At 61.1% G+C, this 26,832-nt stretch carries 21 protein-coding genes and 2 pseudogenes; 14 read left to right on the top strand and 9 right to left on the bottom strand.

Annotation, left to right across the window (positions count from 1 at the left end; all coding sequences use genetic code 11):
- Positions 1 to 55 precede the first annotated feature (55 nt).
- From JJC00_RS24750 to JJC00_RS24730, 5 genes are all read left to right on the top strand, one after another.
- Complete coding sequence (locus JJC00_RS24750) at positions 56 to 1,060, top strand: ABC transporter permease (RefSeq protein WP_200468507.1); 1,005 nt, start codon at positions 56 to 58, stop codon at positions 1,058 to 1,060.
- Positions 1,060 to 1,923 (top strand): ABC transporter permease, encoded by an 864-nt coding sequence (locus JJC00_RS24745; RefSeq protein WP_200468506.1) that lies wholly within the window; start codon positions 1,060 to 1,062, stop codon positions 1,921 to 1,923. Before JJC00_RS24750 ends, JJC00_RS24745 begins: the two co-directional genes overlap by 1 nt.
- A gap of 62 nt (positions 1,924 to 1,985) precedes the next feature.
- Positions 1,986 to 2,969 carry an ABC transporter ATP-binding protein gene (locus JJC00_RS24740; RefSeq protein WP_246774287.1) on the top strand — a complete coding sequence of 328 codons (984 nt, stop codon included), beginning with the start codon at positions 1,986 to 1,988 and terminating at the stop codon, positions 2,967 to 2,969.
- Positions 2,966 to 3,829: an ABC transporter ATP-binding protein gene (locus tag JJC00_RS24735; RefSeq protein ID WP_200468504.1), complete on the top strand. Its 864-nt coding sequence runs from the start codon at positions 2,966 to 2,968 to the stop codon at positions 3,827 to 3,829. The genes JJC00_RS24740 and JJC00_RS24735 overlap by 4 nt, the downstream gene beginning before the upstream one ends.
- Positions 3,826 to 5,370: an alpha-N-arabinofuranosidase gene (locus JJC00_RS24730; protein ID WP_200468503.1), complete on the top strand. Its 1,545-nt coding sequence runs from the start codon at positions 3,826 to 3,828 to the stop codon at positions 5,368 to 5,370. Before JJC00_RS24735 ends, JJC00_RS24730 begins: the two co-directional genes overlap by 4 nt.
- A gap of 71 nt (positions 5,371 to 5,441) precedes the next feature.
- On the opposite strand, the gene JJC00_RS24725 is transcribed toward JJC00_RS24730, so the two are convergent.
- Together JJC00_RS24725 and JJC00_RS24720 are read right to left on the bottom strand one after the other, a co-directional pair.
- Positions 5,442 to 10,943: an ATP-binding sensor histidine kinase gene (locus JJC00_RS24725; protein WP_200468502.1), complete on the bottom strand. Its 5,502-nt coding sequence runs from the start codon at positions 10,941 to 10,943 to the stop codon at positions 5,442 to 5,444.
- A 481-nt stretch (positions 10,944 to 11,424) separates the two neighbouring features.
- A pseudogene (locus tag JJC00_RS24720) lies at positions 11,425 to 12,254 on the bottom strand (GNAT family N-acetyltransferase).
- On the opposite strand from JJC00_RS24720, the pseudogene JJC00_RS24715 reads away from it, so the two are divergent.
- The 5 genes and pseudogenes from JJC00_RS24715 to JJC00_RS38270 form a co-directional block, all read left to right on the top strand.
- A pseudogene (locus JJC00_RS24715) lies at positions 12,201 to 12,549 on the top strand (aldehyde dehydrogenase family protein); the annotation flags it as partial. The pseudogenes JJC00_RS24720 and JJC00_RS24715 overlap by 54 nt on opposite strands.
- A 552-nt stretch (positions 12,550 to 13,101) precedes the next feature.
- Positions 13,102 to 13,638 (top strand): type IV secretory system conjugative DNA transfer family protein, encoded by a 537-nt coding sequence (locus JJC00_RS24710; RefSeq protein WP_433996458.1) that lies wholly within the window; start codon positions 13,102 to 13,104, stop codon positions 13,636 to 13,638.
- Between the two features lie 567 nt (positions 13,639 to 14,205).
- Positions 14,206 to 16,002, top strand: a complete 1,797-nt coding sequence (locus tag JJC00_RS24705; protein WP_200468501.1) for a flavin-containing monooxygenase — start codon at positions 14,206 to 14,208, stop codon at positions 16,000 to 16,002.
- 460 nt (positions 16,003 to 16,462) lie between these two features.
- Positions 16,463 to 16,696, top strand: coding sequence for a hypothetical protein (locus JJC00_RS38275; protein WP_246773902.1), 234 nt, complete (start codon positions 16,463 to 16,465; stop codon positions 16,694 to 16,696).
- The gene (locus JJC00_RS38270) at positions 16,693 to 16,869 is read left to right on the top strand and encodes a hypothetical protein (protein WP_246773901.1); all 177 of its coding nucleotides are present in this window, start codon (positions 16,693 to 16,695) and stop codon (positions 16,867 to 16,869) included. The genes JJC00_RS38275 and JJC00_RS38270 overlap by 4 nt, the downstream gene beginning before the upstream one ends.
- A 71-nt stretch (positions 16,870 to 16,940) precedes the next feature.
- On the opposite strand, the gene JJC00_RS24695 is transcribed toward JJC00_RS38270, so the two are convergent.
- Positions 16,941 to 17,513 carry a hypothetical protein gene (locus JJC00_RS24695; RefSeq protein ID WP_246774286.1) on the bottom strand — a complete coding sequence of 191 codons (573 nt, stop codon included), beginning with the start codon at positions 17,511 to 17,513 and terminating at the stop codon, positions 16,941 to 16,943.
- A 900-nt stretch (positions 17,514 to 18,413) separates the two neighbouring features.
- Here JJC00_RS24695 and JJC00_RS24690 point away from each other — a divergent pair.
- Positions 18,414 to 18,614: a hypothetical protein gene (locus tag JJC00_RS24690; RefSeq protein WP_200468500.1), complete on the top strand. Its 201-nt coding sequence runs from the start codon at positions 18,414 to 18,416 to the stop codon at positions 18,612 to 18,614.
- 119 nt (positions 18,615 to 18,733) lie between these two features.
- Here the strand turns inward: JJC00_RS24690 and JJC00_RS24685 are convergent, their stop codons facing one another.
- Positions 18,734 to 18,946 (bottom strand): hypothetical protein, encoded by a 213-nt coding sequence (locus JJC00_RS24685; protein WP_200468499.1) that lies wholly within the window; start codon positions 18,944 to 18,946, stop codon positions 18,734 to 18,736.
- Positions 18,947 to 19,408: 462 nt separating this feature from the next.
- Here JJC00_RS24685 and JJC00_RS24680 point away from each other — a divergent pair, with 462 nt between their 5' ends.
- Entirely contained in the window at positions 19,409 to 19,606 is a 198-nt protein-coding gene (locus JJC00_RS24680) for a hypothetical protein (protein ID WP_200468498.1), read from the top strand.
- Positions 19,607 to 19,665: 59 nt separating this feature from the next.
- On the opposite strand, the gene JJC00_RS24675 is transcribed toward JJC00_RS24680, so the two are convergent.
- The 3 genes from JJC00_RS24675 to JJC00_RS24665 form a co-directional block, all read right to left on the bottom strand.
- Positions 19,666 to 19,812: a hypothetical protein gene (locus JJC00_RS24675; RefSeq protein WP_200468497.1), complete on the bottom strand. Its 147-nt coding sequence runs from the start codon at positions 19,810 to 19,812 to the stop codon at positions 19,666 to 19,668.
- Complete coding sequence (locus JJC00_RS24670; protein ID WP_200468496.1) at positions 19,809 to 20,096, bottom strand: hypothetical protein; 288 nt, start codon at positions 20,094 to 20,096, stop codon at positions 19,809 to 19,811. Before JJC00_RS24670 ends, JJC00_RS24675 begins: the two co-directional genes overlap by 4 nt.
- Positions 20,097 to 20,946: 850 nt before the next feature.
- On the bottom strand, positions 20,947 to 21,108 hold the full coding sequence (locus JJC00_RS24665) for a DUF2934 domain-containing protein (RefSeq protein WP_200468495.1): 162 nt from the start codon (positions 21,106 to 21,108) through the stop codon (positions 20,947 to 20,949).
- Positions 21,109 to 21,931: 823 nt separating this feature from the next.
- Here JJC00_RS24665 and JJC00_RS38265 point away from each other — a divergent pair.
- Positions 21,932 to 22,516, top strand: a complete 585-nt coding sequence (locus JJC00_RS38265) for a hypothetical protein (RefSeq protein WP_246773900.1) — start codon at positions 21,932 to 21,934, stop codon at positions 22,514 to 22,516.
- A 215-nt stretch (positions 22,517 to 22,731) separates the two neighbouring features.
- A complete protein-coding gene (locus tag JJC00_RS24655) occupies positions 22,732 to 23,514 on the top strand; it encodes a helix-turn-helix transcriptional regulator (protein ID WP_200468494.1) in 783 nt (260 codons plus the stop codon).
- On the opposite strand, the gene JJC00_RS24650 is transcribed toward JJC00_RS24655, so the two are convergent.
- On the bottom strand, positions 23,511 to 24,983 hold the full coding sequence (locus JJC00_RS24650; protein ID WP_200468493.1) for an HlyD family type I secretion periplasmic adaptor subunit: 1,473 nt from the start codon (positions 24,981 to 24,983) through the stop codon (positions 23,511 to 23,513). The two genes, JJC00_RS24655 and JJC00_RS24650, sit on opposite strands and share 4 nt — an antisense overlap.
- Complete coding sequence (locus JJC00_RS24645) at positions 24,980 to 26,716, bottom strand: type I secretion system permease/ATPase (RefSeq protein WP_200468492.1); 1,737 nt, start codon at positions 26,714 to 26,716, stop codon at positions 24,980 to 24,982. Before JJC00_RS24645 ends, JJC00_RS24650 begins: the two co-directional genes overlap by 4 nt.
- Positions 26,717 to 26,832 lie beyond the last annotated feature (116 nt).

The following is a 26,832-nucleotide window of genomic DNA, read 5'->3' as shown; positions in this document are numbered from 1 at the left end:
CGGACGGCCGGTGGCGTCTGTCCGAACCCCTCGGTCCGGCGTCCCGGGAGCGCCGATGAGCGGATATGTCGCGTATGTTGGCCGGCGGCTGGCGCAGTTCGTGCTCGTGGTCTTCATCGGCATCAACCTCGCCTATGTTATTACACATGCCACGCCGATCGATCCCGTCGAGCAGTCGATCTCGGCGGTCACCTACTATGGCAACACGGCTCCGGACGCGATCGAGCAGATGCGCACGTCGCTTCGCGAGCTCTACGGCCTCGGCGGCTCGCCGGTCGAGCAATATCTGGCGTTCTGGAAACGGATCCTGCGCGCCGATTTCGGTCCCTCGTTATCGGCGTTTCCAACGCCCGTCTCGACGCTGATTGGCCGTGCGCTGACCTGGACCGCCGGACTGCTCGCGGTCTCGACCATCGTTGCCTGGGGGCTCGGCAGCCTGCTCGGCGGACTTGCCGGCTACTACCAGAACAGCCGCGGGCTGAAGCTGATGGGCGTGATCGCTATGGGGCTGCACCCGATCCCCTACTATATTCTGGCGCTCGTGCTGCTGATCGTGTTCGGCTTCCTCTGGCCGGTGCTTCCGATCAGCGGCGGTTCGGCGATGAATCTGCCGCAGACATTGACGTTCGATTTCGTCACCAGCGTGCTGCAGCACGCCATTCTGCCGGCGCTCTCGCTGATCCTGATCGGCGTGGGCAGCTGGTTCCTCGGGATGCGCGCGCTGGTGTCCAATGTCGTGACCGAGGATTATGTCGTCTATGCCGAACTGGCGGGCGTCAGGCCCTGGCGCGTCCTGTCAATGTACGTGATGCGCAACGCGCTGCCGCCGCAGCTGACCGGACTCGCCATCTCGCTCGGCGGAATCTTCAATGGTGCGGTGATCACTGAAAAGGTATTCGGCTATCCCGGCGTCGGCTCGCTGCTGGTCGATGCCGTCTATGCTGGGGATTACGGGCTCGTGCTCGGCGTCACCACCGTCTCGATCCTCGGCGTCTCGGTTGGTGTGCTCGTGATCGATCTTCTGTATCCACTGCTCGATCCCAGGGTAAAGGTCCACTAATGACCGCAATCCTGCGTGACCTCTTGCGTTACCACGCCGAATTCCGGATCGGCGCCGCGCTGATCGCCGTCGTGCTGCTGTTGTCGGTGCTGGCGAGTTTCTCGCCCTATCCGCCGCAGGATGTCTATGTGGTGCCTCCGGATGTGCCGCCGTCGCTGACCTACTGGTTCGGCACCACCTCGCGCGGCCAGGACGTGTTCTGGCAGCTGAGCTTTGCCATTCGCAATACCCTGCTGTTCGGATGCACAGTGGCATTGATCAGCCGTCTGCTGGCGCTCGTGGTCGGGCTGCTCAGCGGCTACAAGGGCGGCTGGATCGATCGTGCGTTGATGTCGGTGAACGACACCTTCATCGTCATCCCGCTGCTTCCGATCCTGGTGCTGTTCTATTTCGTGATGCGCGATCGGATGTCCTGGCTATCGCTGGCGCTGATCATGGCCTGCCTCGGCTGGGCCTATGACGCGCGGCTGATCCGCGCGGTGGCCATGAGCCTGAAGGCCCGCGAATTCACCCAAAGCAGCCTGTTCTCCGGCATGAGCACGCGCGAGATCCTGGTTCAGGAGCACTTGCCCTATGTCACGCCGATCGTCTTCTCGACGACCATGAACAACATGGTCTGGTCGATCGGGCTGGAGGTGACGCTGGCGGTGCTGGGCTTCACCGACATCAACACGCCGACCATCGGCGGCATGATCTATTGGGCCAACCAGCACACCGCGATGGTGGCAGGAGTTTGGTGGTGGATCGCCTTTCCGACCATCGCTGTGATCATGATCTTCATCGGGCTGTTCCTGCTGGCGGTGTCGATGAACGACTACATTGATCCGCGCAGCCGTCTCCGCAGCTTCGGAGGCGCATCGTGACGCCTGCCGAAACGACGCCTGCCGAGACGACGCAGGCCGACCGGCCCGACGACGCCCAGCCGATCCTGACGGTGCGCGATCTGCGGGCCCACTTCCGGACCGATCGTTTCGGCGTCAAGCGCGACGTCAAGGCCGTCGACGGCATCAGCTTCGCGGTCCGCCGCGGCGAGATCTACGGGCTAGCCGGCGAATCCAGCTCCGGCAAGACCACGTTGATCAAGACGATCGCGGGTGCGGTCAGGCCGCCATTGGAAGTGGTCGGCGGCCGCGTGGATTTCGCATTCCTGCCCGGCTATGGCGGACTGCACCGCGCGCCGGCCGGGGAAGTGGCGCGGATCCGCTGGCGGCATTTGTCCTACATTATGCAGGGCTCGATGAACGTGCTGAACCCGGTGCGCCGGCTCCGGGCGGCGTTCATCGACTTCGCACATCCGCATATCGGCGGCAGCCGCCAGCAATTCGAGCGGGAGGTGGTCGCCCATCTGGCGCGCCTCAAGCTTGACCCGTCGGTGCTGGCGGCCTACCCGCATGAGCTGTCCGGCGGCATGCGTCAACGCGCCACCATTGCGCTCGCCACCATCTGCCGTCCTGATGTCATTCTCGCCGACGAGCCCACGACCGCGCTCGACGTCGTGGTGCAGAAGGAGGTGCTCGGCATGATCAGCGGTATCAGGCGCGAGATCGGCTCGTCGGTCCTGTTGGTCACCCATGATTTGGGCGTCCACGCGCATGTGACCGACCGCCTCGGCATCATGTATGCCGGCCGCCTGATAGAGGAGGCCGCGACAGCGGAGATCTTCCGCAATCCGCGGCACCCTTACACAAGGCATCTCATCTCCAGCCTGCCTCGGATCGGCGATGACGTCCCCCGCCAGGGGCTCGAAGGCGCGCCGCCAAATCTTGCAGATCCTCCTCCGGGGTGCCGCTTCCATCCGCGCTGCCCGCTGGCGATGGAGATTTGCAGGCGCGAGGTCCCCGCTATGCTGGAGACCGCGCCCGCGCATCGCGTCGCCTGCTTTGCCGTCAACCGGAGCGATGAGGCATGAGCGACCTGCTGCTCGATGTCTGCCAGGTCAGCAAGACCTTCACCCGGGGAGGACGGTTGTCGGGCCAGCGGATTGCTGCGGTCAAGGACGTAAGCTTCCAGCTCGACGCAGGGCGGCCCGAGATCTTTGCGATCATCGGCGAATCCGGCAGTGGCAAGACCACGCTCTCGCGGATGATCCTGAATATCGAGACGCCGACCAGCGGCAAATTGCTGTTCGATGGCGTCGACCTTGCGACGATCCGCTCCGGCGCCCACCGCTTGGCCTTCATGCACAAGGTGCAGCCGATCTTCCAGAATCCGTTCGAATCCTTCAACCCGCTGAAGCGGCTCGAGCGCTATCTGTTCATGACACAGCGCCGCTTCATCGCGGCCGACCGGCGCATCACGCCCGAGATGGCCGTCGACGAGGCGCTGCACAAGGTCGGGCTGTCGCTGAAGGAAGTGAGCCGTCGATACCCGCACGAGCTCTCCGGCGGACAGCTTCAGCGGGTCGCGATCGCCCGTGCGCTGCTGGCCAAGCCGAAGCTGATCGTGGCCGACGAGCCGGTGTCCATGATCGATGCGTCCTTGCGCATATCCGTCGTCAACCTGTTCAAGACGCTGCGTGACGATCTCGGCATCTCCATCATCTATGTCACCCATGATCTGGCAACGGCCTATTATGCCAGCGACCGCATCATGATTATGCAGAAGGGCAGCGTCGTCGAAGGCGGTGATGCGAGGACGGTGCTCAATGCGCCGCAGCATCCCTATTCCCGTCAGTTGCGCGAAGCCGCGCTATTGGCTGAAGTGGTGGCGGACCCTTCTATCCCTATGATCCATCTCACCAGCGACACGGCATCCGAGAGGCGAACATGAGAAGAGCAAGCGTGTTGATGGATCGCGATTTTGCCATCGGCCACACCGACCCGCGTTTGTTCGGCGCCTTTGTCGAGCACCTGGGACGCTGTGTGTATGGTGGCATCTATGAGCCAGGTCATCCGACGGCGGACAAAAATGGGTTTCGCGGCGATGTGCTGGCGCTGGTTAGGGAACTCGGTCCCACCATCATCCGATATCCCGGCGGCAATTTTGTTTCCGGATACAATTGGGAAGACGGCGTCGGCCCGGTGGACAAACGCCCGGCGCGGCTCGACCTTGCGTGGTTCAGCACCGAACCAAACAGCTTCGGCACCAATGAATTCATGGACTGGTGCAAGGCCGCCGGGGTCGAGCCGATGATGGCGGTCAACCTCGGCACCAGGGGCGGGGAGGCCGCGCGCAACTTAGTCGAGTACTGCAATCATCCGGGCGGGTCAGCGTGGTCGGATCTGCGCCGCGCCCATGGCTGGGAAAAGCCGCACAATGTGAGGTTCTGGTGCCTTGGCAACGAAATGGACGGCCCGTGGCAGATGGAATACAAGATCGCCGAGGCCTATGGTGCGGTGGCGCGCGAAGCTGCCAAGATGATGCGATGGGTGGATCCAACCATCGAACTTGCGGCATGCGGTTCGTCCGGGCGAAACATGCCGTCATTCGGCCAGTGGGAAGACACCGTGATCGAGCACACGTTCGATCATGCCGAGTATATTTCGCTCCATACCTACCTCAACAACTACAGGCTGGATACGGCATCTTTCCTCGCCAGCCCCGACCTGATGGACCGCTTCATCGACGAGGTCGTCGCGCTCGCCGACGCGGTGGCGGCGAAGCGGCGCTCCACCAAGCGCATGATGCTGAGCTTCGATGAATGGAATGTCTGGTATCGGACCCGCCGCAACCGGGCCGACAGGATCAAGGAGGGGTGGCCGGTGGCGCCGCCGATCCTGGAGGAAGTCTACACGATGGAAGATGCACTCGCCTTCGGCGGCGCCTGCATTTCGCTGCTCAATCACGCCGATCGGGTGAGAACGGCCTGTCTTGCGCAACTCGTCAATGCGATCGCGCCGATCATGACCGAGACTGGCGGCCGCGCTTGGCGCCAGACCATCTTCTTTCCATTCGCGCAAATGAGCCGCCTTGGCCGCGGCAAGGTTCTGCGCACCCAGGTCGAGTCGGAGGCCTACGATTCGTCCTATTACGATCCGCGTGGTACCAACGATTTCACGTTTCCGGTGCCGAAGGTGCCGTATCTCAAGATCGCGGCCGTTGCGGGAGAAGGCGGGAATCTTTCCCTCTTCATGCTCAACCGCGACCTGACGCAGGAGATGGAAGTGAACCTCGAGGCGCGCAGTTTTGGCCGGCTCGCCGTCAGCGAGGCGCATGAATTGCGCCACGACGATCTCCAGGCGACTAACACCAAGGACGCAACCGAGCGCGTGAAGCCAGGGCCGTTCCAGGGCGCCACCATCGACGGCGCGCGGATGCGCGCGACGCTGAAGCCGGCATCATGGAATGTGATTCACTTGTCTCCGGTTTGACAGACAAGCCTCGAACGGCCGTCGACGAAGCCGTTCCGTTATGGCAGCGTGCTTAGGCTTCCCAGGCCTGGTCAGATTCCACCCTGCGGACCTGCCGGTAACGTGAACTGAAAGACGCCGCCGCAGGGTTCGTTGGCGCTGGCCCACAAGCGTCCATTGTGCGCATCGATGATTGAACGGCAGATGGCCAGGCCCATGCCCATGCCGTGAGGCTTGGTGGTGAAATATGGATCGAAAACATGTTCGAGCAATTGTGGATCGAGGCCGGGCCCGGAATCGGCGACCTGGACGAGCACGGAGTCCGATCCGGCCGCAGCCGTGGTAATGAGTAGGTCTCGCGCCCTATCATCGATCGTGGCCATGGCCTGGATCGCGTTGACAACAAGGTTGAGCAAGACCTGTTGTAACTGCACACGATCGCCCTCGATGAGCGGCAAACCGTCCGCAAGTTGCGTCTTCACCGAAATCTCGCTCTTGAGCGCCTCGCTACCCGTAAGGACGATCACCTCTTCGATCGTCTCGTTGAGATCCAGGTGATCTTTGCGTGGCGGTGCCTTCTTGAAGAGTGCACGAAGTCGGCCAATCACTTCGCTGCTGCGATGCGCGTCGTTGACGATGGTCTGCATTGAAGTTCGCGCTCGTTCGAGATCGGGCGGGCTCCGGCGGAGCCAGTTCAAGGCCGCTCCGGCGTTGAGAGCAACAGCGCTGATAGGCTGGCTGACCTCATGGGCGATCGAGGAGGTGAGCTGACCCATGGTTGCGACCCGGTTCGCGTGCGCCAGCTCAAGCTGCATTTCCTGAAAGCGCCGCTCGCTCTCGCGCGCTTCAGCTTCCGCCCGCTTGCGTTCTGTGAGATCGAGCACGAAGGAGATGCTTTGATCAGGGGACCCTGCCACCGCAGCCGAGCCGACCAGCACGGGAATCCGGCTGCCGTCCTTTCTGAAGAACTCCTTCTCGCCGGGCGCGACTTCTCCCGACCGGCGAAGTTGGTCACACCTCTGTTTGTCGCCAATTTCGTATTCGGCCGGAGTCATCTCCTTCCAGCTGACCGCTCCAGACACCAAATCCTCCCTGGAATAGCCTGTCATGTTCAGGAAGGCCTCGTTGGCGTAGCTGATGTTACCGTCGGCACCCCAGAACAGTATCCCGATGATGTTGGAATCGACGAGTCGCCGGATGCGGGCCTCACGTTCCTGCAGATCGCGGTAGAGCAGGGTGTTCTCGAGCGAAATCGCGGCTTGCGCTGCCAACATTTCCAGCACCGCGACACGGTCGGGAGTGAAAGCGTGCGTGGCCAGGCTATTCTCGAAATAGAGCAACCCGATCAGCTTGGCCTGCTTGATCAATGGCAGGCACAGGCTCGACCTGGGGTGCCGGCGATTCACATAGTCGGCGTCGCAGAGCGGATCTGGCCCCGATGCGTCATCGATGATGACGGGTTTTTGCGTGCGAATGACATAGCGCAGCAGCGCCTCCGGACAATCGCGATCGGAGACGGGTGCCTCACGCATCGCGACCGTGAACTCATCGACGCTCGATTGTCCCTCCGCCTCGATCCGGAAGTCGCCCTGGCGTGACAGGATCAGCAGGCCGCGATCCGCGCCTGCGTTTTGCAGCGCGATTTTCATCAATGAATGGATGAGCCTCGGCAGCTCGATCTCGCTCGATACGGCCTGCGACGCCTTGACGACGGCGGTGACGTCCAGCTGCTGGAGCGAGCCGCTCGCCTTCGCGACGGCGCCATCGTCTTCCACCACATGCAGCCGCGGGTAAAGCCGCTCGAGCTGCGTCACCTTGGCATCGGCACCCCAACGGAGATATCCATAATGCGCGTCGCGCAGATAGGCATTGGCGATCTTCTCGAACCCTCGCGCTGCATAGAACCGCCCGGCGAGTTCGTTGGCGATTGCCTCGTTATGGACAAAGCCGTTCGCGCGCGCGGCGGCGATGGCCCGATCGTAGCAACGCATCGCATCAAGCTCGCGGCCCTCGATGCGGGCGATCTCCGCCTCCACGAGCGCCGCGCGGTCCGCGAAGTCATCTGGGCAGATGCGGGCCCATTGCTGAAGCTGACGATGATGGGGTGCCATGGCTTCGAGACGCAGGGCACGTTCGGCGGATGCTAAATCGCTGCGAGCGGCCTGCGCCAGCGCGGCATAGAAGTGCAGCTCCACCCGTTCGAACAGCGCCTTCGACGTCCACAGCATTCCTTCCGCCTTCGCCGCTGCCGCGACGGCGGTCGGATCGTCGGCAAGGACGCGCGCCTGCAGCTTGCGGATCCAGTACCAGTAGCCGGCATGAACCAGCTGCGGGTCCGCTTCCAGATGACGCTCGAACTGAGCCTCGCTGAAATCGGCGTCATCGAAGCTGCCGAATTTGACAGTCAGGCCGCGCAGCATCCGGACCAGCTGGAGCTGCCCGATGAGCCTGTCGACGGCAAGGTCAACGTGCGCCGTGCGCGCGAAGCCGATGCCGGCCTCGGCCTCCCGCTGCACCTCGGCGAGCGGATCGCCGCAGGCAAGAAGATGCGTCATGAGGTGGTGGCGGCTGAAGCTCGCATAGTTGAAGTCGCCGTCCTGCTGCGCCGCGTCGAACGCCCGCCGCAGCAGCGGCCGCCCTGTCCGGACATGCCGTGTCCAGCTGCCGAAGCCGAGATAGACGCGCGATTTGAAGCGGTCCAATCCGTATCTTTCGACCAGGTCAAGGCCGAGCTGGGTGAAGCGGTAGCCCGCCTCGTAATCGTGAAAGTCAGGCCCAAGTACGGTGCCGAGCAGGATATAGGCGAGGCACGACGCATGGGAGTTGCCGAACTCCAGGCTCAAATTCGTCATGCGCGCGATGATGAGGCGGCGCAGTTTTTCGTCGATGAACCAGGCGGGCGACACCAGTACGGTGAGGACGTCCATGGTGCCGCGCGCGATCGGATCGGTCATCCGGGGCAGATCCACCAGCGCCTCGACCGTGCGCGCGCCGATGTGCCGCCACATCCGCTCATACTCCTGCGCGACCTCCTGCGATGTCGGCCGCGCCGGCCAGACGATGCCGACACGGCGCAGATAGGCGAGGCCGATTTCGATGTCGCGGTCGTTTGGTTCCATCTGCAGTCGAGTGACGGCGGCCAGATCGGGAAGGGTCGCGGCGCGGCCCGCCAGTTCGGCAAGGCGGGCTTTCGCGGCGGCGTGCTCGCCGGTCACGAATTCGCACTCCGCACGTTGCGAGGCCAGCGCGAAGCTGAGCGTGTATTGCCGCTCCCAGCGGTCCTCCGGCAGCATCGCCTCACCGGCGCTGAAGTGGGCGAGCGCCATGGCGAAGGCCGTTGCCGCCTTGGCGCGCCGGCCGGCCAGCAGGTTCAGCTCGGCCAACTTCTTCCGCTCTTCCGCCTCGGTGATCAAGGCCGCGCCGCGATTGAGCTGGTTGGCGATTTCGAAGACGTTTTCCTCAATGGCTTCCGGTGCCGTCCGCGCCGCGAGCAGTCGGCCGATCCGAAGATGGGCTGCCGGCCGTTCGTGCTCGGGAATCAGCGCGTAGGCCGCCTCTTGGAATCGGTCGTGGACGAACCGATAAGCACCTGGCTGAGGCTCGACCAATTCCTGTCGCACGGACGGCCACAGCGCGGCGTGGACCTGCTCTTCCGGAATTTCAAGCACGATCGAAAGCATCGCCGTCTCGGCGATGTTGCCGAGGCAGGCCATTTGCTGCACGGCGGTCTGCGTCGCAGCCGGAAGGCGGGTAATCCTTCCGAGCATGAGGTCCACGACGTTATCGGTGTATCGCTTGGCGTGAATGCGATCGAGATCCCACGACCAGCCGGTCTTTTCGTGGTCGAAAGCGAGCAGGCCCTCTTCGGCGAGTGAGAACATGAACTGAATGGCGAAGAATGGATTGCCACGGGTCTTCTCGAGCACCATCTGGGCGAACGGTGCCGCCTGTTCCGGCTCGCAGCGAAGCGCGTCCGCGAGCAACTGCCCGAGGTGCTTGCGGCCGAGCGGCGCAAGCGTGATCTGCGTGATCGTTCCACCCGCGGCTTTGATGACGTCGATCATGCGCGTCAGGGGATGAGCGGTATCGACCTCGTTGTCCCGATAGGCACCGATCAACATCAGGTGCTTCAGATCCGACCGTGTCAACAGATCCTCGAGCAGGTCGAGCGTCGCCGCATCGAGCCATTGCAGATCGTCCAGGAATAGAACCAGCGGATGCGCGGGGCGGGCAAAGACGCCGATGAACCGCTTCAACACCACCTGAAAACGGCCTTGCGCCTGCTGCGGTGAAAGATCCGACACCGGCGGTTGTTGGCCGATAATGAGCTCGAGCTCCGGGATCAGGTCGACCATCAGCTGTGCATTGGGGCCGAGCGCGTTCAGAAAGTCGCGGTGCCACCCGCTCAGCTCCGCATCGCTCTTGCCAAGTAACGGTCGAACGAGGCTCTGGAACGCTTGCGCGAGCGTTGCATACGGGACATCGCGTTTGTGCTGGTCGAATTTGCCCGATGCGAAGAGACCACCAGAGGGGACCTGCACCTTATGCAGTTCATTGACGACCGAGGATTTACCGATGCCGGAATATCCCGAAACCAGCACCAGTTCCGGCACGCCGCTCTCGACGATGCGGCCGAAACAGGCGAGCAAGGTCTCGACCTGGTGCGACCTCCCATACAGCTTCTCGGGGATCAGCAGCCGGTCGGGGGCGTCGTGCTGGGCGAGCAGGAAATCGTCGATGCGGTGCTGACGCTCCCATTCTGCAAGACAGCGCCGCAGGTCCCGCTCGGCGCCGGCCGCAGTTTGGTAGCGCTCCTCGGCCATCTTGGCGAGCAGCTTCATGATGATTCGCGAAACTGCGGGTGGGACGTCTGCAAAGCTGTCGCTTGGCGGTGCCGGCTTTCTGGCGATGTGGCAGTGCACCCACTCCATCGGATCGGTCGCGGCGAAGAGAAGCGAACCGGTGAGCATCTGGTAGAGCGTGGCCCCGAGCGAGTACAGGTCGCTGCGGGAGTCGATCGAGCGGTTCATGCGTCCGGTCTGCTCGGGCGCCATATAGGCGAGCGTGCCGGCTATGGATTCGGGAGGCGCCGGAGACTGTCGTTCACGCGGCCGGCGCGACGCAACGCCGAAGCCAGTGAGCCGCACGCTCGTTTTGGTGCGATCCACCAGGATGTTGGCCGGTTTGATGTCCTTGTGCACGAGGCCGCGCTGATGGACCTTGCCCAACGCTGCTGCGATCTGGACGGCGATGCACAGAAAGTCCCCCATTTCGATGGGCCCGTCCATCAGCCTGGTGAGCGGCTCGCCGCCGAAATCTTCAAGCACAAGAATGGTCCGGCTGTGATCCTGCAGCAGCTCCATCGGCTTCGCCGCCCAGGCGCCGTCCAACTCGTTCATCAACCCGAACTCATGTGTGAGGCGATCAAGGCTCTGTGGATTTGGATGCTCCGCTGCCGGGAGCGCGGCCAGCACGATCTTGCGCTCACCGTCGATGCTTTCACGGCAGGCACGGCACAGCAGAATGCCGTCCTCTTCACGCAGGACCTGCGGACCATGGGCCCAGCCCGCGCCCAAAAATGAGCAAAGGATCATCTCGGTAAACCATGCGCGCCAACCCGAGCCGAAGGAGACTCGTCGGGCGCAGATGTCTGTATTCGGGCGTGCTGGCTAGGAGATACCGGACGAGTGCGAAAACTCGTTAGACGGGCCTATCCATCACGCCTTTATTCCGGCGCCCGGTTCAATTGGCTGCATCGCCAGCGCAAAACGTATCACTTGGCTCGATTTCGTCAACTTGCCACGTCCCAAGCCAAGGCAAATCAAACTCGAATGCAGCGGCGGACTGTCGTGTCCTACAGGTAGCAGTGGTCCGCTTGCAGCTTTGTAACAACTTTGAGGGTAGCTCCATACGAGTGAAGACGGGCACCAAGCGGAGGATCCATCTGATGCACGTCGTAAAATGGGATATTAGAGCGAGCAAAACGGACGGAGTGGAGCTGGTTGCTGCCGACTTCGGACATGGAAATAGGTTGCCTATCGCTACAGGGCCCTTCTCGTCTCATGCTTCACAGCTTCAGCTCAACGCGTGACCGGCTAGCCCGTAGACCCACGGCTCGCTTTCCTTTCGGTTCAGGAATCGCCGGCCGGACATGGTTATGACGGTGTCGTTCATCCCTAGGCGGCTTTGCTGAAGAAAGTCGGCAAACAGACCCGCCTGCTCCCGCGTATCGACGCGGGCGAAGCGTCCGGCCAAGACTTTAAGATGCACGGCCATGAGATGGGGCGCGTCACAATCATTGCTTGCTACGATGAGACCGATCACATGTCCGCGTCCGACTCGCGATTCATGGAGTAACCGACGGTCTCGTGGCCGCGGCTTAGAGTGCAGATTGACGCGCCTTCTGAAAGCAATGAAAGCAGCTTCTGGCGGCGTGTTCCGAACGCGCGCTCATCCAGTGCTGCGATCTCTTCAACATTCTCGGCTGACAGCGACCTCAACTCGCCGTCCAGAACCGGCACCGGTGAGAGCGGTGACACGACCTCTCCCTGCCACTGATAGACGACCGCTTCCTGAAGCCCAGCGAAAGATAAAGATGATAGGCGGCATCGACCGAGTTCAGGCTCAGATTCCGATCGCCACACCGCTCGAACACCTGTTCCATGAGCCAGTGACCAGTACCCTGTGCCTGGGTACGGGGCGATGTGATCACCAAGCCGAGAGTGGCAAATTCGCGCCCGTGTGGGAACCACATCGCGCTTCCGAAAGCGCGCCCGATGCCATCGACAGCAACGATGCCCTGACCGGCGCGGCTCCTTGGGCCGATGCGGCCAGCCAACCGCGATCGAAAGAGCGTGGCGTCTGAACTGGCGGTGGGCGATCCGCTTGCGGAAAGCACGACCCATGGTCCGATCGCCAACCGGCCGCAGTTCGAGCGCGTCCAGATCATGATCGGTGTCGGCCTGGACGGCGCTCGTGATCGGCGGGCCGGGTCGGCCGGACAAGCTTCAGATCGGCCTCTATGCGCGGCCGACGATCTTCTCGAACGTCAGTCGCGACATGAGGATAGCGCAGGAAGAGATATTCGGCCCCGTGCTGTCGATCATTGCCTACGACACCGTGGAGGAGGCGATCGAGATCGCCAACGACACTGTCTACGGCCTCGGCGCCCATATTCAGGGTACGAACATGGCAACTGCCACTTTGGATGGTATCTGCGAGGTCGTGCTGCTCGAACCCGGTACAACCGCAAATGTCGGCAGTGCAGTTGACGAGCAAACCGTGCCCTCCTGGCGTCCCGCCCTTGCGCTTCGACCAAGGCCATCCAAGCTCGCGGCGGATGACGCTGGTGGTACCTGCACTACCATAGACGTCCGCCGCTGGCTGCGCGAGCTCGTTCGCGAGCCTATACTCATTTCGCGAAGTGAGTATAACGCGCCGCCCTTCTGGACACTCGGTCGATGCGCGCCGTCGAATACTTGCGCTCGAGCGAGGCGGTCGATTCGTTCTCTCAATCGAAACGAGCTTCTGCGCTGAGCGAATCGCAGTTGGTTGGATAGTTGAGCCAGCTTCATAATGCCGCTCACGGTCTATTGAGCTACTTCCTCAAAGACGCCGAGATTGGCGCATTAACGATCTCGCATTGACGGGTTTGATCGACACGGATCTCGTTGCCGCGACCGATTTTTATTCAGGTTGAATGCGCGAAGGATTCCCGCTTTTCATCTCGCCGCGCTCGTTCGCGAGAGTTGAATGGGGCAGAAAATGTTTCCGGCGAAAATCTATGTCGGTCAGATCGCCGTCGTGCTCGGCATCGTTGTCGCATGGACCTGGGGCACGACGCAATGGACCGCCGCGGCTCTTGGATATCAGCAGCGCTTGGGTGAGCCTTGGTTCTTGATCGACGGCTATCCCCTCTGTCTGCCTTGGCGGTTGTTCGAATGGTGGTTCGCCTTTGAAGCCTATGCGCCCGAGATATTCGAGGAGGGCGGAGCAATCGCCGCAGGTGGGGGCATCGCCGGCGCGCTGTTTGCGATCGTCAATTCGGTGTGGCGCGCGCACCAAAGCCAGTTGGTGACGACTTACGGTTCGGCACGGTGGGCCGCTCTGAAGGAGATCACGGCGGCCGGCCTGTACGCGTCCAAGGGCGTGTTGCTAGGGCGCCTCGAGAATAACTATCTGCGCCACGATGGACCGGAACATGTCATCTGCTTTGCGCCGACCCGGTCGGGCGAGGGCGTGGGACTGGTGTTGTCCACATTGCTGTCGTGTGCGCTACGTGTGCATTGAGAGGTCAAAGCGGCTACAAGCGTCGGCCACGGCAGGGTGCGCTCAGATATCCGCCAGCCGTCGCAAATCGTCGGACAACTCATGGCGTTCGACGCCAACCGCCGCTCATTCGTCAGCCGCTTCACCGTCGTACGACTCGTTGCATCGGCTCGGTCCCAATCAACCAGCTCATCCGCGGCACTCAAATCCCCATAGCGCCTGCGGCACGGCCTTACGTTGCCTCAAGCGCGGTTTCCTCCCTTGGAGGCTTTCGGACGCCGGCCGCCGAGTACGCCGCGCTGTCCCTCAAGCGGCCGGCATCCGAAACCCTTCACAAAAGCGCTGGTCAAGGATCACGGCAGACAAGTCCGGTTCACCCGCAACAACGACCTCAGCAGGCCACCGAGCTCCTTCGCCTTGGGAATAGAACTCCTATTGTACCGCTCGTCGGTGGGCAGAGCGGTAGGCGAGCGCTGAGAGCTGAAGGCCACCGGCAACCTTGCCGCGCCAGTCTGGATTTCCGCAATATTTGCGGTAAGGTTACGCTGCCTGCGCAGAAAAATTGCAAACGACATCCGGGAGGAAGTGATGCTCGACACCACGGTTAGCGCGCGCATCCAGGTTTTCCTCGACAAGTTTGAAGCCGCGCTTGCGGCGGGCGATCTCGACGCCGCCGTGGGAATGTTCGCTCCGGAGTGCTACTGGCGCGACCTTGTTGCCTTCACCTGGAACATCAAGACCATAGAAGGCCGCGATCAGATCCGCGACATGCTCGCGCATTGCCTCGCGCATGCGAAGCCGCGCAACTGGAAAATCGCCGAGGGTGAAACGCCAACCGAGGCCGGCGGCGTGACCGAGTCTTGGATCTCATTCGAGACCGAGGTAGCGCGCGGATATGGACTCATCCGACTGCAGAACGGTCAGATCTGGACGCTCTTGACGACGATGGCCGAACTCAAGGGCCATGAGGAAAAGGCTGGTTTCAGTCGACCGCTCGGTGCTAGGCACGGCGTCAATCCCGGCTCCAAGACCTGGAAGGAGCTGCGTGACGAGGAAGTCGAGCAACTCGGCTTCAAGACCCAGCCCTACGTGCTTATCGTCGGCGGCGGACAGGGCGGCATTGCGCTCGGCGCGCGGCTGCGCCAGCTCGGAGTGCCTACGATCATCGCCGAAAAAAACATACGCGCCGGCGATTCTTGGCGCAACCGCTACAAGTCCCTCTGCCTGCACGACCCCGTCTGGTACGATCACTTGCCCTACATCGATTTCCCCAAGAACTGGCCTGTGTTCTCGCCCAAGGACAAGATCGGCGATTGGCTTGAAATGTACACCAAAGTCATGGAGCTGAACTACTGGACGAACACCATGGCCAAACGCGCCAGTTGGGACGACATCAAGAAGGAATGGACCCTCGTCTTCGAACGCGATGGCAAGGAGATTACTCTGCGGCCCAAGCAGCTTGTGTTCGCGACCGGCATGTCGGCCAACCCGAACTTGCCGAAAATCAAAGGCATGGAAACGTTCAAAGGCGAGCAACACCATTCCTCACGCCATCCCGGCTCCGACGGCTACAAAGGCAAGAAGGTGGTAGTGATCGGCTCGAACAATTCGGCCCATGACATCTGCGCTGCGCTGTACGAGGCCGGCATCGACGTAACGATGGTGCAGCGCTCGACGACGCACATTGTGCGCTCGGATTCGCTGATGGCGACCCTCGGTGATCTTTATTCCGAACGTGCCGTCCGCAGCGGAATGACCACGGCAAAGGCCGATCTGATCTTCGCTTCACTGCCCTACCGGATCTTGAATCAGTTTCAAAAGCCGGTCTACGACAAGATTCGCCAGGACGACGCCGCTTTCTATGCCGGGCTGGAGAAGGCCGGCTTCAGGCTCGACTTCGGCGACGACGATTCCGGGCTATTTATGAAGTATCTGCGCCGCGGCTCGGGCTATTACATCGACGTCGGCGCTTCGCAGCTTATCATTGACGGCAAAATCAAACTGTTCGCTGGACAGGTCGATGAAATCACGCCCTACGGCGTCAGGCTCGACAACGGCAAGGAATTGTCAGCGGACGTGATCGTCTATGCCACCGGCTACAGCTCGATGAATGGTTTTGTCGCTGATCTCGTGAGTCGGGAAATGGCCGACCAAGTCGGCAAGGTCTGGGGCCTCGGCTCGAATACGACAAAGGACCCCGGCCCATGGGAAGGTGAACAGCGCAACATGTGGAAGCCGACGCAGCAGGAAGGACTATGGTTCCACGGCGGCAATCTGCATCAGTCGCGGCATTACTCGCAATTCCTTTCCCTGCAGTTGAAGGCGCGCTACGAGAGCATCCCGACGCCGGTCTATGGCCTGCAAACTGTCCACCACAAGGCTTGAAATTGCCGAGGGCACAGCGGGGGCCTGCCGAGCGCGAGCCCAATTCCATTTCCGTCCGCACTCGACAACACAAGGTCCGCCTTGTTTCGAGCCGACATCGCTGATTTGATCCGCCATGTCTGGTTGGGGCACAGATCCGGACATTTCCGAGCCGCAGTCGTCGCCTTCGGACAGGACGTCCAATCGGTGGGTGGCGCACTTACCACCGACCGCGAGGCAGGTCAGTCGCGCTGACTTGGTATCGATGCGGTTCTCGGGCGCTGGGTCATGTATAGTGAAGTTGCCCTAACGGGACAGCCGAAATCACCGTCCGGGGCGAACGAGCAGCACTGATGCCACCGGCAGGGATGCTCACTTTAGGGACCGACTCTTTTTCGTCGGTTCGCAGCACGGCTCACCTTCCACGAAATGCGCAGGTCGTTTGCGGCGGCTTGCTGCGTGGCCTCACGGGAGAAAAGCGATGAACAGAATCGATCGAAGGTCAGCATTGGGAATCGGATTGGCGGCGGCCTCCGTGGCCATGATGAGGCCAGCCGCCGCTCAAACCACGTCCTACAAGGACGAGACGCCCTGGCCAGGCGTCGTAGTGCGTGCTTACGAGGGCGAGACACCGTCCATCATCCCCGGTTTCAAGACCGTCTCAATGCGCGATATCATCATGCAGCCGGGATCGAAGACCATGGTCCTCCGATGATGAATGCCATGATCTGCCATATCCCTGAGGGGGAGCTTCGGATCGAGCAGGAGGGAAAAAGCTTTACGGCCAAGAAGAACTTTGTCTGGACCTGCAGGAAGGACACAAAGGAGCAGGCGTTCAACGATGGGAACGTCGTGGCGATCATGCGCATCACGGATCTGAAGGCTTAAGGGTGAAGCTATCAACGCAGGTGCGGATGGCGCACTCGACTAGGCGCTATCCGCGGAATGTCGTACGCCGATCATTGCCATCGAATACACAGGTCGCTCTGAAGGATACGAAAGGCGCTGGCTGCAAGAGTCTTCCCTGGCCAACAGCTGCAAGAATTAGCCTCTCTATTCGATAATCTCGTCGGCGGCTGCGAGCAGCGTTGGCGGCACTGTGAGGCCAAGCTCCTAGCGGTTTTGAGGTTGATAACGAGTGAAAACTTAGTCGGTTGCTGTAACCTGAAGATCGGCGGGCTTTTCGCCTCTGAGATTGCGATCAATGTAGCTCGCTCTAGGCGCCGAGCCAATAGCTGCTCCAGGTTGGGCTTTGCGCATGTGCAGGAGCACGATGCGCAAATCGTCTCCGTCTCCGCCGATCGCCAGAATGTCAATGCGTAAAGCTGGACCTCGTGATCGTGCCTGCGCGAGTGCAGTGCGCTGAAGTCCGAGATCCCGTCGACGTCGTGGATCACAGCTTCGCCGTCGATGACGAAATGCTTCTGCCGGTTCTTCAGTGCCGCATCGGTAATCCACAGATAGCGTCTGTCCAATCGCTTTCCATTGCGCGGGAGGAGGTGCACGCGCTTGTCCTCTCGGATGACAAGCATCCGATAGCCGTCGTGCTTTACTTCATGAATCCAGTCCGGCCCCGACGGGACCTGTTCGTCGGCCGTCGCCAGGCAGACCTCGTACGCATGCAATTGAGATAGGCATGGGTCCGCGAATATGCGAGTCTGACAGTGTTTTCAGAGCGTCTCGGAGCCGAGGAGGGACCGATGCGCATTGTATTGCCATATCTGGGAATTGGCGTCTGCTTGTCTCTTGCGACCTGGTTGGCGTTGGGACTTGTGCTCTAGGGCGGTTTGGCTCACGGTGCTCACAAGTTGCCTTCTGAAGAGTGCCCGCCGGTTCACGCTGGCGGGACTCATGCTACATCAACCTCAAGCGACCGGTGCCCGCCGGTCTATATCTCTGCTAACTCCCGCCGCCGGCTCACGAGGTCGGCGGCAATTTCTTTGGTCCACGGATCAACAAATGCGCAGGCCGCAGCGACTGAGCTCGCTGCGGCCCGCGTAATTTAATGCACGTCAGCGTGCTTAGGGAGGGGGCTACCGGGGCTGGCTGGCAGGCGCTTTAACCCTAAGCACCAAAGTGTGCATACCAGATTTTCCCGGACGACTACGATGCTGACCCATTTTAGAATTGGATATTGGGAGCTACCCAATGCCAGCAGGCATTGAATCGATCGTTTCCGCTTATGTGCGTTCGAAGAACCGGCAAGCTCTGGAGAATATGCGCGAGCTCCGGCGTCAGTTGCTCAAGCCGTTACAGTCCACATCGGGTATCAACGCGGCTCGGTCTCGAGATTCTATCCTTGAGGACCTCCGAGTGATCGAGGGTGGACTGGAGCAGCTTTGATCGCCACAGCCCGGCTGAGACATGAAGGTCGGAACGTTCATTCGGCCCGGCGCGTTACGCGTTGTTAAGGGACACACCGGGAGGCGCCGGTGTCAGATGTCGAGTATCATCTCAGGCAGGCAGAGGCCGCCGCCCGGCTGGCTCTTGTAGAGCCCGATCCGGCGATGGCGATAACTCTCCATGTCCTAGCGCTGGAGCAGTACGAGAAGGCCGAAAAGGCAGAGAGCAATGCGGCTCTTGCCTGTCGTCCCTTTTTCGCCAACGTCAATAATCGCACCGCAAATGAATAAGGCCGCCTCAGTCGGCGGCGTCTTTCACTAGTCATCCGCATGGTGTGGAGGTCCGATCCTAAAGCAGAACCTGCGGCCAACCTTACCCGCTTCGCAACGCCGAGCGAGTTTCTGCTTTGCTAGCCGTCTCGGCAACGAATGCCAAAGTTATCGCAGGTAAGCGCAAAAGCCTCCTTCGCCGCGACATCTTCAAAACAGAAGCGTGTGCCGACTTCGGCGCGATCCGTCCACCAGTTGATCTGCTTTCCTTTTGCGATCCGCGAAGCTTCTCCTCGGAGCAGGTCCAGTTGTCTTCCTGCTGCATGGACGATCAGGCAATGTTCGTTGGACACTAGATGCGATCCCTAAAACGGAATTCGAAAAATACGAAGGCCGCAGCTGGGCAGCTGCGGCCCGCGCATTGGTCAAAAATAACCGGGTCAAATGAACAAGTGAAATATGCAGCCAGCCCCGGGATGACGAGCAAAGCATTGCATTGTTTCAACCATGTTTCGTCCCGCTAGGAAAATGCTGTTCCTTTCGAGGAACTTAGACTCTGTGGCAAGTTAACAACTCGCCTCCGCCGATCGCATCGATCAGCGCACCAACGCGGCCGAGCGTCCGTTTCACATGAGTTAGCGGCGGGCCCACGGGTTCACGCTGGCGGGCCCCGTGTCACACTACTTTGACGGATAGGTGCCAATCTAGCGGCGCTGGGATTTCAGTGCTCAGACCGGAATGCATTGCGAGCTCCAGCGAGCGATCATAATCCGCTCGCGGGAGTTCGTTGTCCTCGTTGTCTATTGGGGTGATGCATGTTTAGTGCGGAAACGACTGCGCTGCTTAGAGCGGTGCTTGAGGAAGTCTGCGAGAACATTCCCATCAATGAGACCGGCGCCAGAACGCACGTTGCGTCGAAGATTCTTGAGGCGGCAGCACAGGGGCAGCTTTCAACAGACGCCTTGAAGGCGGCAGGGCGCAAAGCTTTAAATCCACCCACCATGTGGAACTAATTATCTTCGCGGCCGGAAGCCGGTTAGTTTGCGCCGGGCCAGCCGTACAGCGATTCGATTCACTCCAGAACGTCATACTCGAAGGCGAGCCCTTCAGGGTCGTTTTCCTCAAACCACTTTTCCGCGGCGTCGAGCGTGGAGAAGACCTTGATGTGGTCGGCGTCGCCGACCTGCTTGACGGTGTTCACGTACACGAAAACGGTCATTGATCCCTCTTGAGCTTGCGCCGGCCCCAATGCGGCTCCTTTCCCTTTGGGTTGAACTCCGGTACGTAGTGGTGGTTCAATGCCCGCAAGGTACGGACAAACATCGTCGGACCGCCGCCTTCCGCCACCAGGAGCAGCGCTTCCATGGCGGCTTGCCACTCTGGCGCGTTGTGCTCTTTCTTCGGCATCGCGGCGATGTACTCGCCGGCATCAAGCAGCGTGACCAGCTTCCGGCCGGCAACGTCAATCGGCTCGTCGAAAGGCCGCCCCCAGCCTTTGATCATCCAATCAGCGACTCATGCAGGCCCTTACATATGGTTTTAGTCCGCCGGCGCTTGCGCTCCTTTGATTCTTGCGCTCCTTTGATTGGAGAGTCCCATCTTTCGACCCTCATCTTGGCAACGCTCGAGCTTTTGCGGCAAAGGCGGGATTTTCATGGCACATTCGAACCGCGCCGGTCCCGCGGGCATTTGTCGGCAGTTTTGCGCCAAGGCCTCCGAACTGATCGGGCTCAACATCAGAACTGCTAATGCAATCATTCGAAACATAATTGGACCTCTTGAAATGCAAAAAGCACCGAGGATATCCAATCGCAACCACGAGGCGAGGGCAAGAGGCCGCCAGCCCTTGGTCATTTTGTGTTTCGATACCCCATGGCTGCAATCTGTGGCTTACCCCGATCGAAGTCGGGCCGGACATCGGCGCCGCGACCACCGCAACCTTGACAGACGAAGCGCGGCTCTATGTCGGATAGTCGGATATCGTCCGGCCAGCGATCCGCGTCCAGGGCGATATGATGGCGCTGCGTATCATCCTGACAGAAGCTGGAAGTTGCTCGCCGAGGCAGAGTACTGGGAGTACATGGCAAGTGCCGCTCTGCTAGAGCACTCAAAAAAATGCACGGCCAGCTCGAATGACCTGATGCAGCTACAACAAACCGCCAACTCGAATGACATGCACCGGATTGCGGTCGCGTGATGCTCCTCGGCAGTTGGTGGCAGCGGAGCTGGCACTGGGTCTTGCGGCTTTGGCAGTAGGTTTGTCCCGGATACTCCGTTTCGCGTCGTGAAAGGAGCCACCCAGGCATCCCGAGTAAGGGGCCCCCCTTGGCACCACTCTACCAAGGGCGCGGAATTAAATGTCCGCGCCTTTGTCTGGGTCACCACGCCCTTCTGCGTCCCGCAATTCCCTCTGCGCTTGGTCCCAGAACTCGTCTTCGCGTCTTTCGGGTTTGCCGGCCTGCTCCCACAGTTCGAACGCGCGTTTCCGTATCTGCTCTTCTGTTGGGTGGGCCATGATTGAATTCTCCAGAGCGCAGGTCCCGCCTTGCGCAGGAGACGCAAAAGGGCGGGCCCGGGCACTTTTACTTGCGGCTAGCGAGCCAATTCGGGGCTTGGGACAGTCGTTCCTTGCATTCGGCGATGCCGGACGAAGCCAGCCACATTTGCGTCCCGGCAGACGGCTTCCGAAATTCTTGGAAGCTGGGAACGCCGGCTCTCGGTACCAAGTTTGCTTATTATGGAGCGGGCTTCAGGCTTCAGGCGCGCATTCCGATGGCTACTCAGATCGTGATGAACGACACCGGTGCCACGCCAGCCTGTTCGTCGTCCGCGTTACCAGCATACCACGATCCTAAGATGGCCCGCTCGCTAGCGGCCGGAACGACCACTCGAAGTATCCAATCCGGCCGCAAAATGGAGTTCACGTCCAGAACCTTTGCGCCACATCTCGGTTTCTAATGAAGGAGCAGGTTCGCCGTTGGTTATCCATCATGAAGCGCCTCCGGTTCCGACAGAAAGCATATGGGAGCTGGCCTTCTCGCGCCAATGAAGCAACCTCGTGCGAGGATCGGCAGCTTTTCACGCAAACCGGACATTCGGACGAGCACGCAAGTTGCAGAAGAGCCCAAAAGCGAACCAATTCGGCCATGATCGTTTTCGCGTTGGCCTTTCGCATCTCGGCGGGTCGGGAGCCCTATCTGACCGGCTCGTCCAGGCAACCTGCCGCGCAACCGCGCGCGCTTAATGAGCGTTTAACGCTTTTGCGCAACAGATAGATCACCAGCGCGGAATTAGTCCTAGTTACGAGTGCGAGCCGAGCTCCCGAGGAGGGGAATCGGATGGGACTGCTTTTCATTGGAGTGCTGGCAGGAGTCCTGATCGGCTTTGGCTGGTTCGCGCCTTCCCGGGGGTATTTCCTTGGGTGTGCGTCGCGACCCTGTTTCGACAGGGTTGCAGTCGCCCAGCCCGCGCAGCCGATGCCGACGGCATTGGCGCAAGAGCCTGCGGTCGTCAAATCGAATTCCGCAACGCCGGCAAGGCCCGGCAAGAAATCATCTCCGAAGAAACGCGGATCGGCCGACCTCGCCAAGGCGGCGTCCCCGCGGACGAGGATCAGCGTCCCGGCATCCGAACGGCCCGCGGAAGTATCAGATCCTGTCCTGGACAAGGCGAAGGTCACGATCTCGGCGAAGATGGAGGATCCAGGATCGGCCGAATTCACCGATGTGAAGCGCACAATGCGAAAGAACACGCTTGGACGCCCCGTGGATACGATTTGCGGGCGTGTGAAAGGAAGAAGCGTGTCAGGCGGCGAGACCGGAGAGAGACCGTTTCTTTATCTCGTGAAGGAGGATGAAGCATATGTCGTCGACGGCAAGTCAGGCTCGGCGGCGTCAACGGCCTACCGAAATATCTGCAATTAGGGAATGCGTCGGCTGCGCTCCACGGAGCAGCACGCGCCCAAACGAATTGAGCGGAAAGAATTTTCCACCAGGCGCCAAGTGATCCCGCAGTGGATCGGCACTAACGGCGGCACTGCGCCGCTCTCGTAATGATGCATTCAGGATGAATGCAGCAGCAGGGGAGGCGCAATACAGAATGGGAATATCGCGGAAGCTCTTTTCATCTCGAGGAAATCATGGACGACATAACCAACTCCTCAAAGCGGCTCGATGGATCGCTTCACTTGCCGGTTCTTGTGATCGTCGAACCGCTCCTGTTGCCTCGCACGTGTATTCTGACTGTCCTCAGGCGGGAATTGGCGGAATTCGAGATCCTCGATATGGCAACGGTCGAAAGCCTGGACTGCACGTCAACCCGCGATGTTCGTCTGGTGGTGCTGAGCATCGCAGACAAGCCCATCGGCGATCCCTCGGTTGAGGGCAATCTCGCCTTCGTTGCGGAGTGCTGTCCCGGCGCTGCCGTTGCAATCCTGTCAAATCATGACGACGAGCCGACCGCGCAGGCCGCGATGCAGCGGGGCGTGCGCGGCTTTCTTCCCAGCTCACTACCAATCGAGGTCGTCATAGCCGGCCTGCGCCTTGTTCTTGTCGGCGGCGTCTACAGGCCATTGCCGGTCGGCGGGATGAACAGGATACCGGATTTCGAGTCGCCGGATGCGCGCGGGCTTGCGCCCGCATATCTTATGAACGAGGGAGCCAGAGTGGCTGTCGACAGGAGCGTGACCGATCTCACGCCTCGTGAGCAACAGGTTCTGGCGGAATTGGAGCTCGGCCTGCCCAACAAGCTGATCGCCGCCAAATTGAACCTCTCGGAAAGCACAGTCAAAATGCACATCCAGCATATCATGAGGAAATGTGCCGCGCACAATCGCACGGAAGCCGTCCTCCGCTGGCGCGGCCGGTTGCCCGCGCAGAGTCGCGATCACGACTCCGGCGCAGCTCCAATGCTGGAGCCCTAGTCCTCTCTGAATGCACCACGAAAGCTGTCGAGCAGGGGGCCGAGCGCGTAGAGAGCCACGGTGCCGCGCCCTGTCGTGATGAACACTTGAACCGGCATACCGGGGACGATCTGGATGTCATTTGCCACGATCTGCGCGTCGTCGATCCGGATCTTGGTCGCGTAGTATGGCTGGTCGGTACGCTTGTCGAGGAGCCGATCTGCGGATACATGCACGACGGTTCCCTTCAGGCGAGGCACGCGACGCTGATTGTATGGTACGAGGTGAACCTCGGCATGGAGGCCGGGATGAACCACATCGATGTCCTCGGGCCTTAGGCGAGCGGTCACGATGAGGCGGTCTTGGCGGGGCACCAGGTCCATGAGCGGAGCACCCGCTCCGATAACGCCGCCAGCTGTATGAATCCGCAAATCGGTTATCACGCCGTCCTCGGGCGCCTTGACCTCCGTTCGCGATAACTGATCCCTGGCCGCAAGCACCCGCTCGCGGAGCTGGAATATCTGATTCTGTGCTTCACGAAGCGACTGTGCGATCTCGTTCTGCCTCTCGCTCTCGAGCTTGAACAATGTGGCTTGCTGTTCGCTGATGACCTGCCCGGCGCGGGAAATCTGCGCGGCGATCTCGCCGCGGCGGCCCTCAACGTCGGCCAGCTCCCGCTGCAGGTTCAGGAGCCGCGGCCGCCGTTCCAGCCCCTTGTTGACGAGGGTCGCGACCATATCCAGTTCCTCCCGGACGATGTCGACCCGCTGCCCGGTGGCGCTCTCCTGAGCCTTGAGACCTTCGATCTCCTTCTCGACTTGACGCCTTCGTTCGCGAATGACCGCAAGCTGGGACTCGTGAACCTGCAGGCGTGCCTGAAAAATGAACTGCTGTGCCGACACCGCAGCGGCGGCCACTCCGTTCTGCTTGCTTTCCTGTTCCAGCGCGTCCGGAATTGCAATCCTCTCAAATCTCTGCTGCTCGGCCTGAAGCCGTGCGGCACGAGCAACCGCATCCCACAATTGGCCTTGAAGGCTTTGCATCTCCGAGCCGGCCCGGGTGTCGTCCAGAGCGATCAGTGTTTGGCCGCTTCGCACGATATCGCCATCCGAAACCAGGATCTTCCTGACGATACCGCCTTCCAGATGCTGAATCGTCTTGCGGCTCGATTCCGATTCCACGACCCCGGACGCGATTGCGGCGCTCTCGAGAGGCGCGATGCTCGCCCATGTACCAAGCCCCAGCATGAAGCAGAGCACCAGCAGATTGCCCGCGACGGTGATACCGCGAAGCCTTCCGCGTGGAGAGGTCGGCGTGGGCGTCGAGCACCATGGAAATTCCAGAGGCTCGAAATCGTCGATTGCGGTCACCACGACGCCAAATCGTCGGGCAGGCAGGGGGCTCGCTGGCGCTCGCCTGAGCTGGTCCCAGATCATAGGAAGTCTTGAGACGGCGGGAAGCATCCGGATGGTGAGAGAATTCCAAATCATGGCGCAATCTGCGAAGTAACCTGGGGTCGGCTCAGGTGCCGTTCAAAGATGTCCTCGCTGTCGCCGAATGCGGCGACCGCACCGTCTTCCATGATGGCAATCTTGTCCGTGGCTGCGAGGAGACCCATCCTGTGAGTGACGACAACAAGGATGACGCCTGCGAGCTTCATGCGCTCGATGGCATCCAGGAGCATTCGCTCGCCCCCGTAGTCGAGGCTGGCGTTGGGTTCGTCGAGAACGATGAGGCGTGGACTGCCGAAAAAAGCGCGGGCAAGACCGAGGCGCTGCCGATACCCGCGTGAGAAGGTTGTTTCACTGTGAGCCACCGTGTCGTAACCCTGCGGCAGGCGCATGATCGCCTCATGGATTCCGACGAGCTCGGCCGCTTCGACGACCTTCCGGCGGTCGACATCTTCAAGGCGTGCGATGATGTCGTTGATGGTGTCGCCGAGCAGGTTGATGTCCTGGGGGAGATATCCGAGGCGGTCGCCGCTTCGGCCCTCGCGAAGCAGCGAGACGTCGGTATTGTCGAGGAGGACACGGCCATGCGTTGGCATCGACAGCCCGGCGATCACCTGGCCGAGCAGGGACTTGCCTGACCCGGACGGGCCGATAATGCCAAGGCATTCTCCGGGCATGAGGCGGAACGAGACGCCGTTCAGTAGAAGATGGTTGGTCCCCGCAAGCCTCACGCCGACATTGTCGACGACGAGGCCGCTTGGCGCCTGCAGCGGAGAAACCCCCGCGCTCTGCTGCCGGGCGGCGGGGAATGCGGCGAGAAGTGCGCCGAGCCGTTGACAGGCGCTCACGGCCGTCACGAGCGATTTCCAGCCTGCGACAGCACTTTCGACCGGCGCGAGCGCCCGGCTGAACATCAGCGTAGAAGCAAAGATGATTGCCGGACTCTTCCCGTGATCGAGGACGAGCCACGCGGCAGCCCCCATGATCAGGACCTGCGACAGCGCGCGAACCGGCTTGGCGGCCAGTGAAACGATCTCGCCTCGCCGGAGTGCCACATCGTGCTCTCTGCGCGCGTGCTGCGCGTCACGGTGGATCATGCGCGCAGCGCTATCGAACATTCCCATGACGCGGATCATGTGGATGTTGCCCGCGGCAGTCTGGAGGCGACCGCAGCTTCTGGACAGCGCGGCGCTGGATCTGAGCAGAACGTCTTCCGTGACCAGCTCTCCGGCAACCGTGAGCGCGAACAGGAGAGCGACGCAGCAGCCGCCCACCACGCCAAGCAAAGGATGGATCAGAAAGAGGACAAGCAGGAACAAGGGCGCCCAGAGCGCGTCGAACAGCATCGGACATGCGCCGGACTCGACGAACTGGCGCAGCGTGGTGAGATCCCGATATGCGCCCGACGCTTGCGTCCAATCGCTGCGAAACGCCGCTTCGAGGCCGGCCGATAGCACGCAAGGACGAAGGCGGTCGTCGAGCCAGGCGCCAAGGCGTCCTAGGACGGCGCGCCGCAATGCATCGAACACGCCGCCGACGACCACCGTGACCGCGACAATGAGCGTGAGCAGGAGCAACGTGTCGCCGCTCCGGCTCGACAACACCCGGTCGTAGATCTGAAGAAGATAGATGGAGGGCGCAAACAGAAGCAGGTTGTAGCTGCAGCTATACGCGAAGACGAGGCCGAGCGGTCCCGCGCAGGACCAGAGGGCCGCGTGCAGTGGCGTTGGCACCTGCGGCAGGATGGGAAACCGAATGGGCGGCATCAGCATGATCGTCACCGCCTGAAATCGAGGTCCGGCGCACTTGCCCGATGGCCAACGTCACTGCCAACGGCATCGGCGGGGTATCGGCTTGATCTGCAGGACCGGTGAGGGCGATCACCGGT

Source organism: Bradyrhizobium diazoefficiens, assembly GCF_016616885.1.
GTDB lineage: Bacteria > Pseudomonadota > Alphaproteobacteria > Rhizobiales > Xanthobacteraceae > Bradyrhizobium > Bradyrhizobium diazoefficiens_F.
The sequence above is the reverse complement of the archived record's forward strand: the minus strand, read 5'-3'. Positions and strand labels throughout refer to the sequence as shown.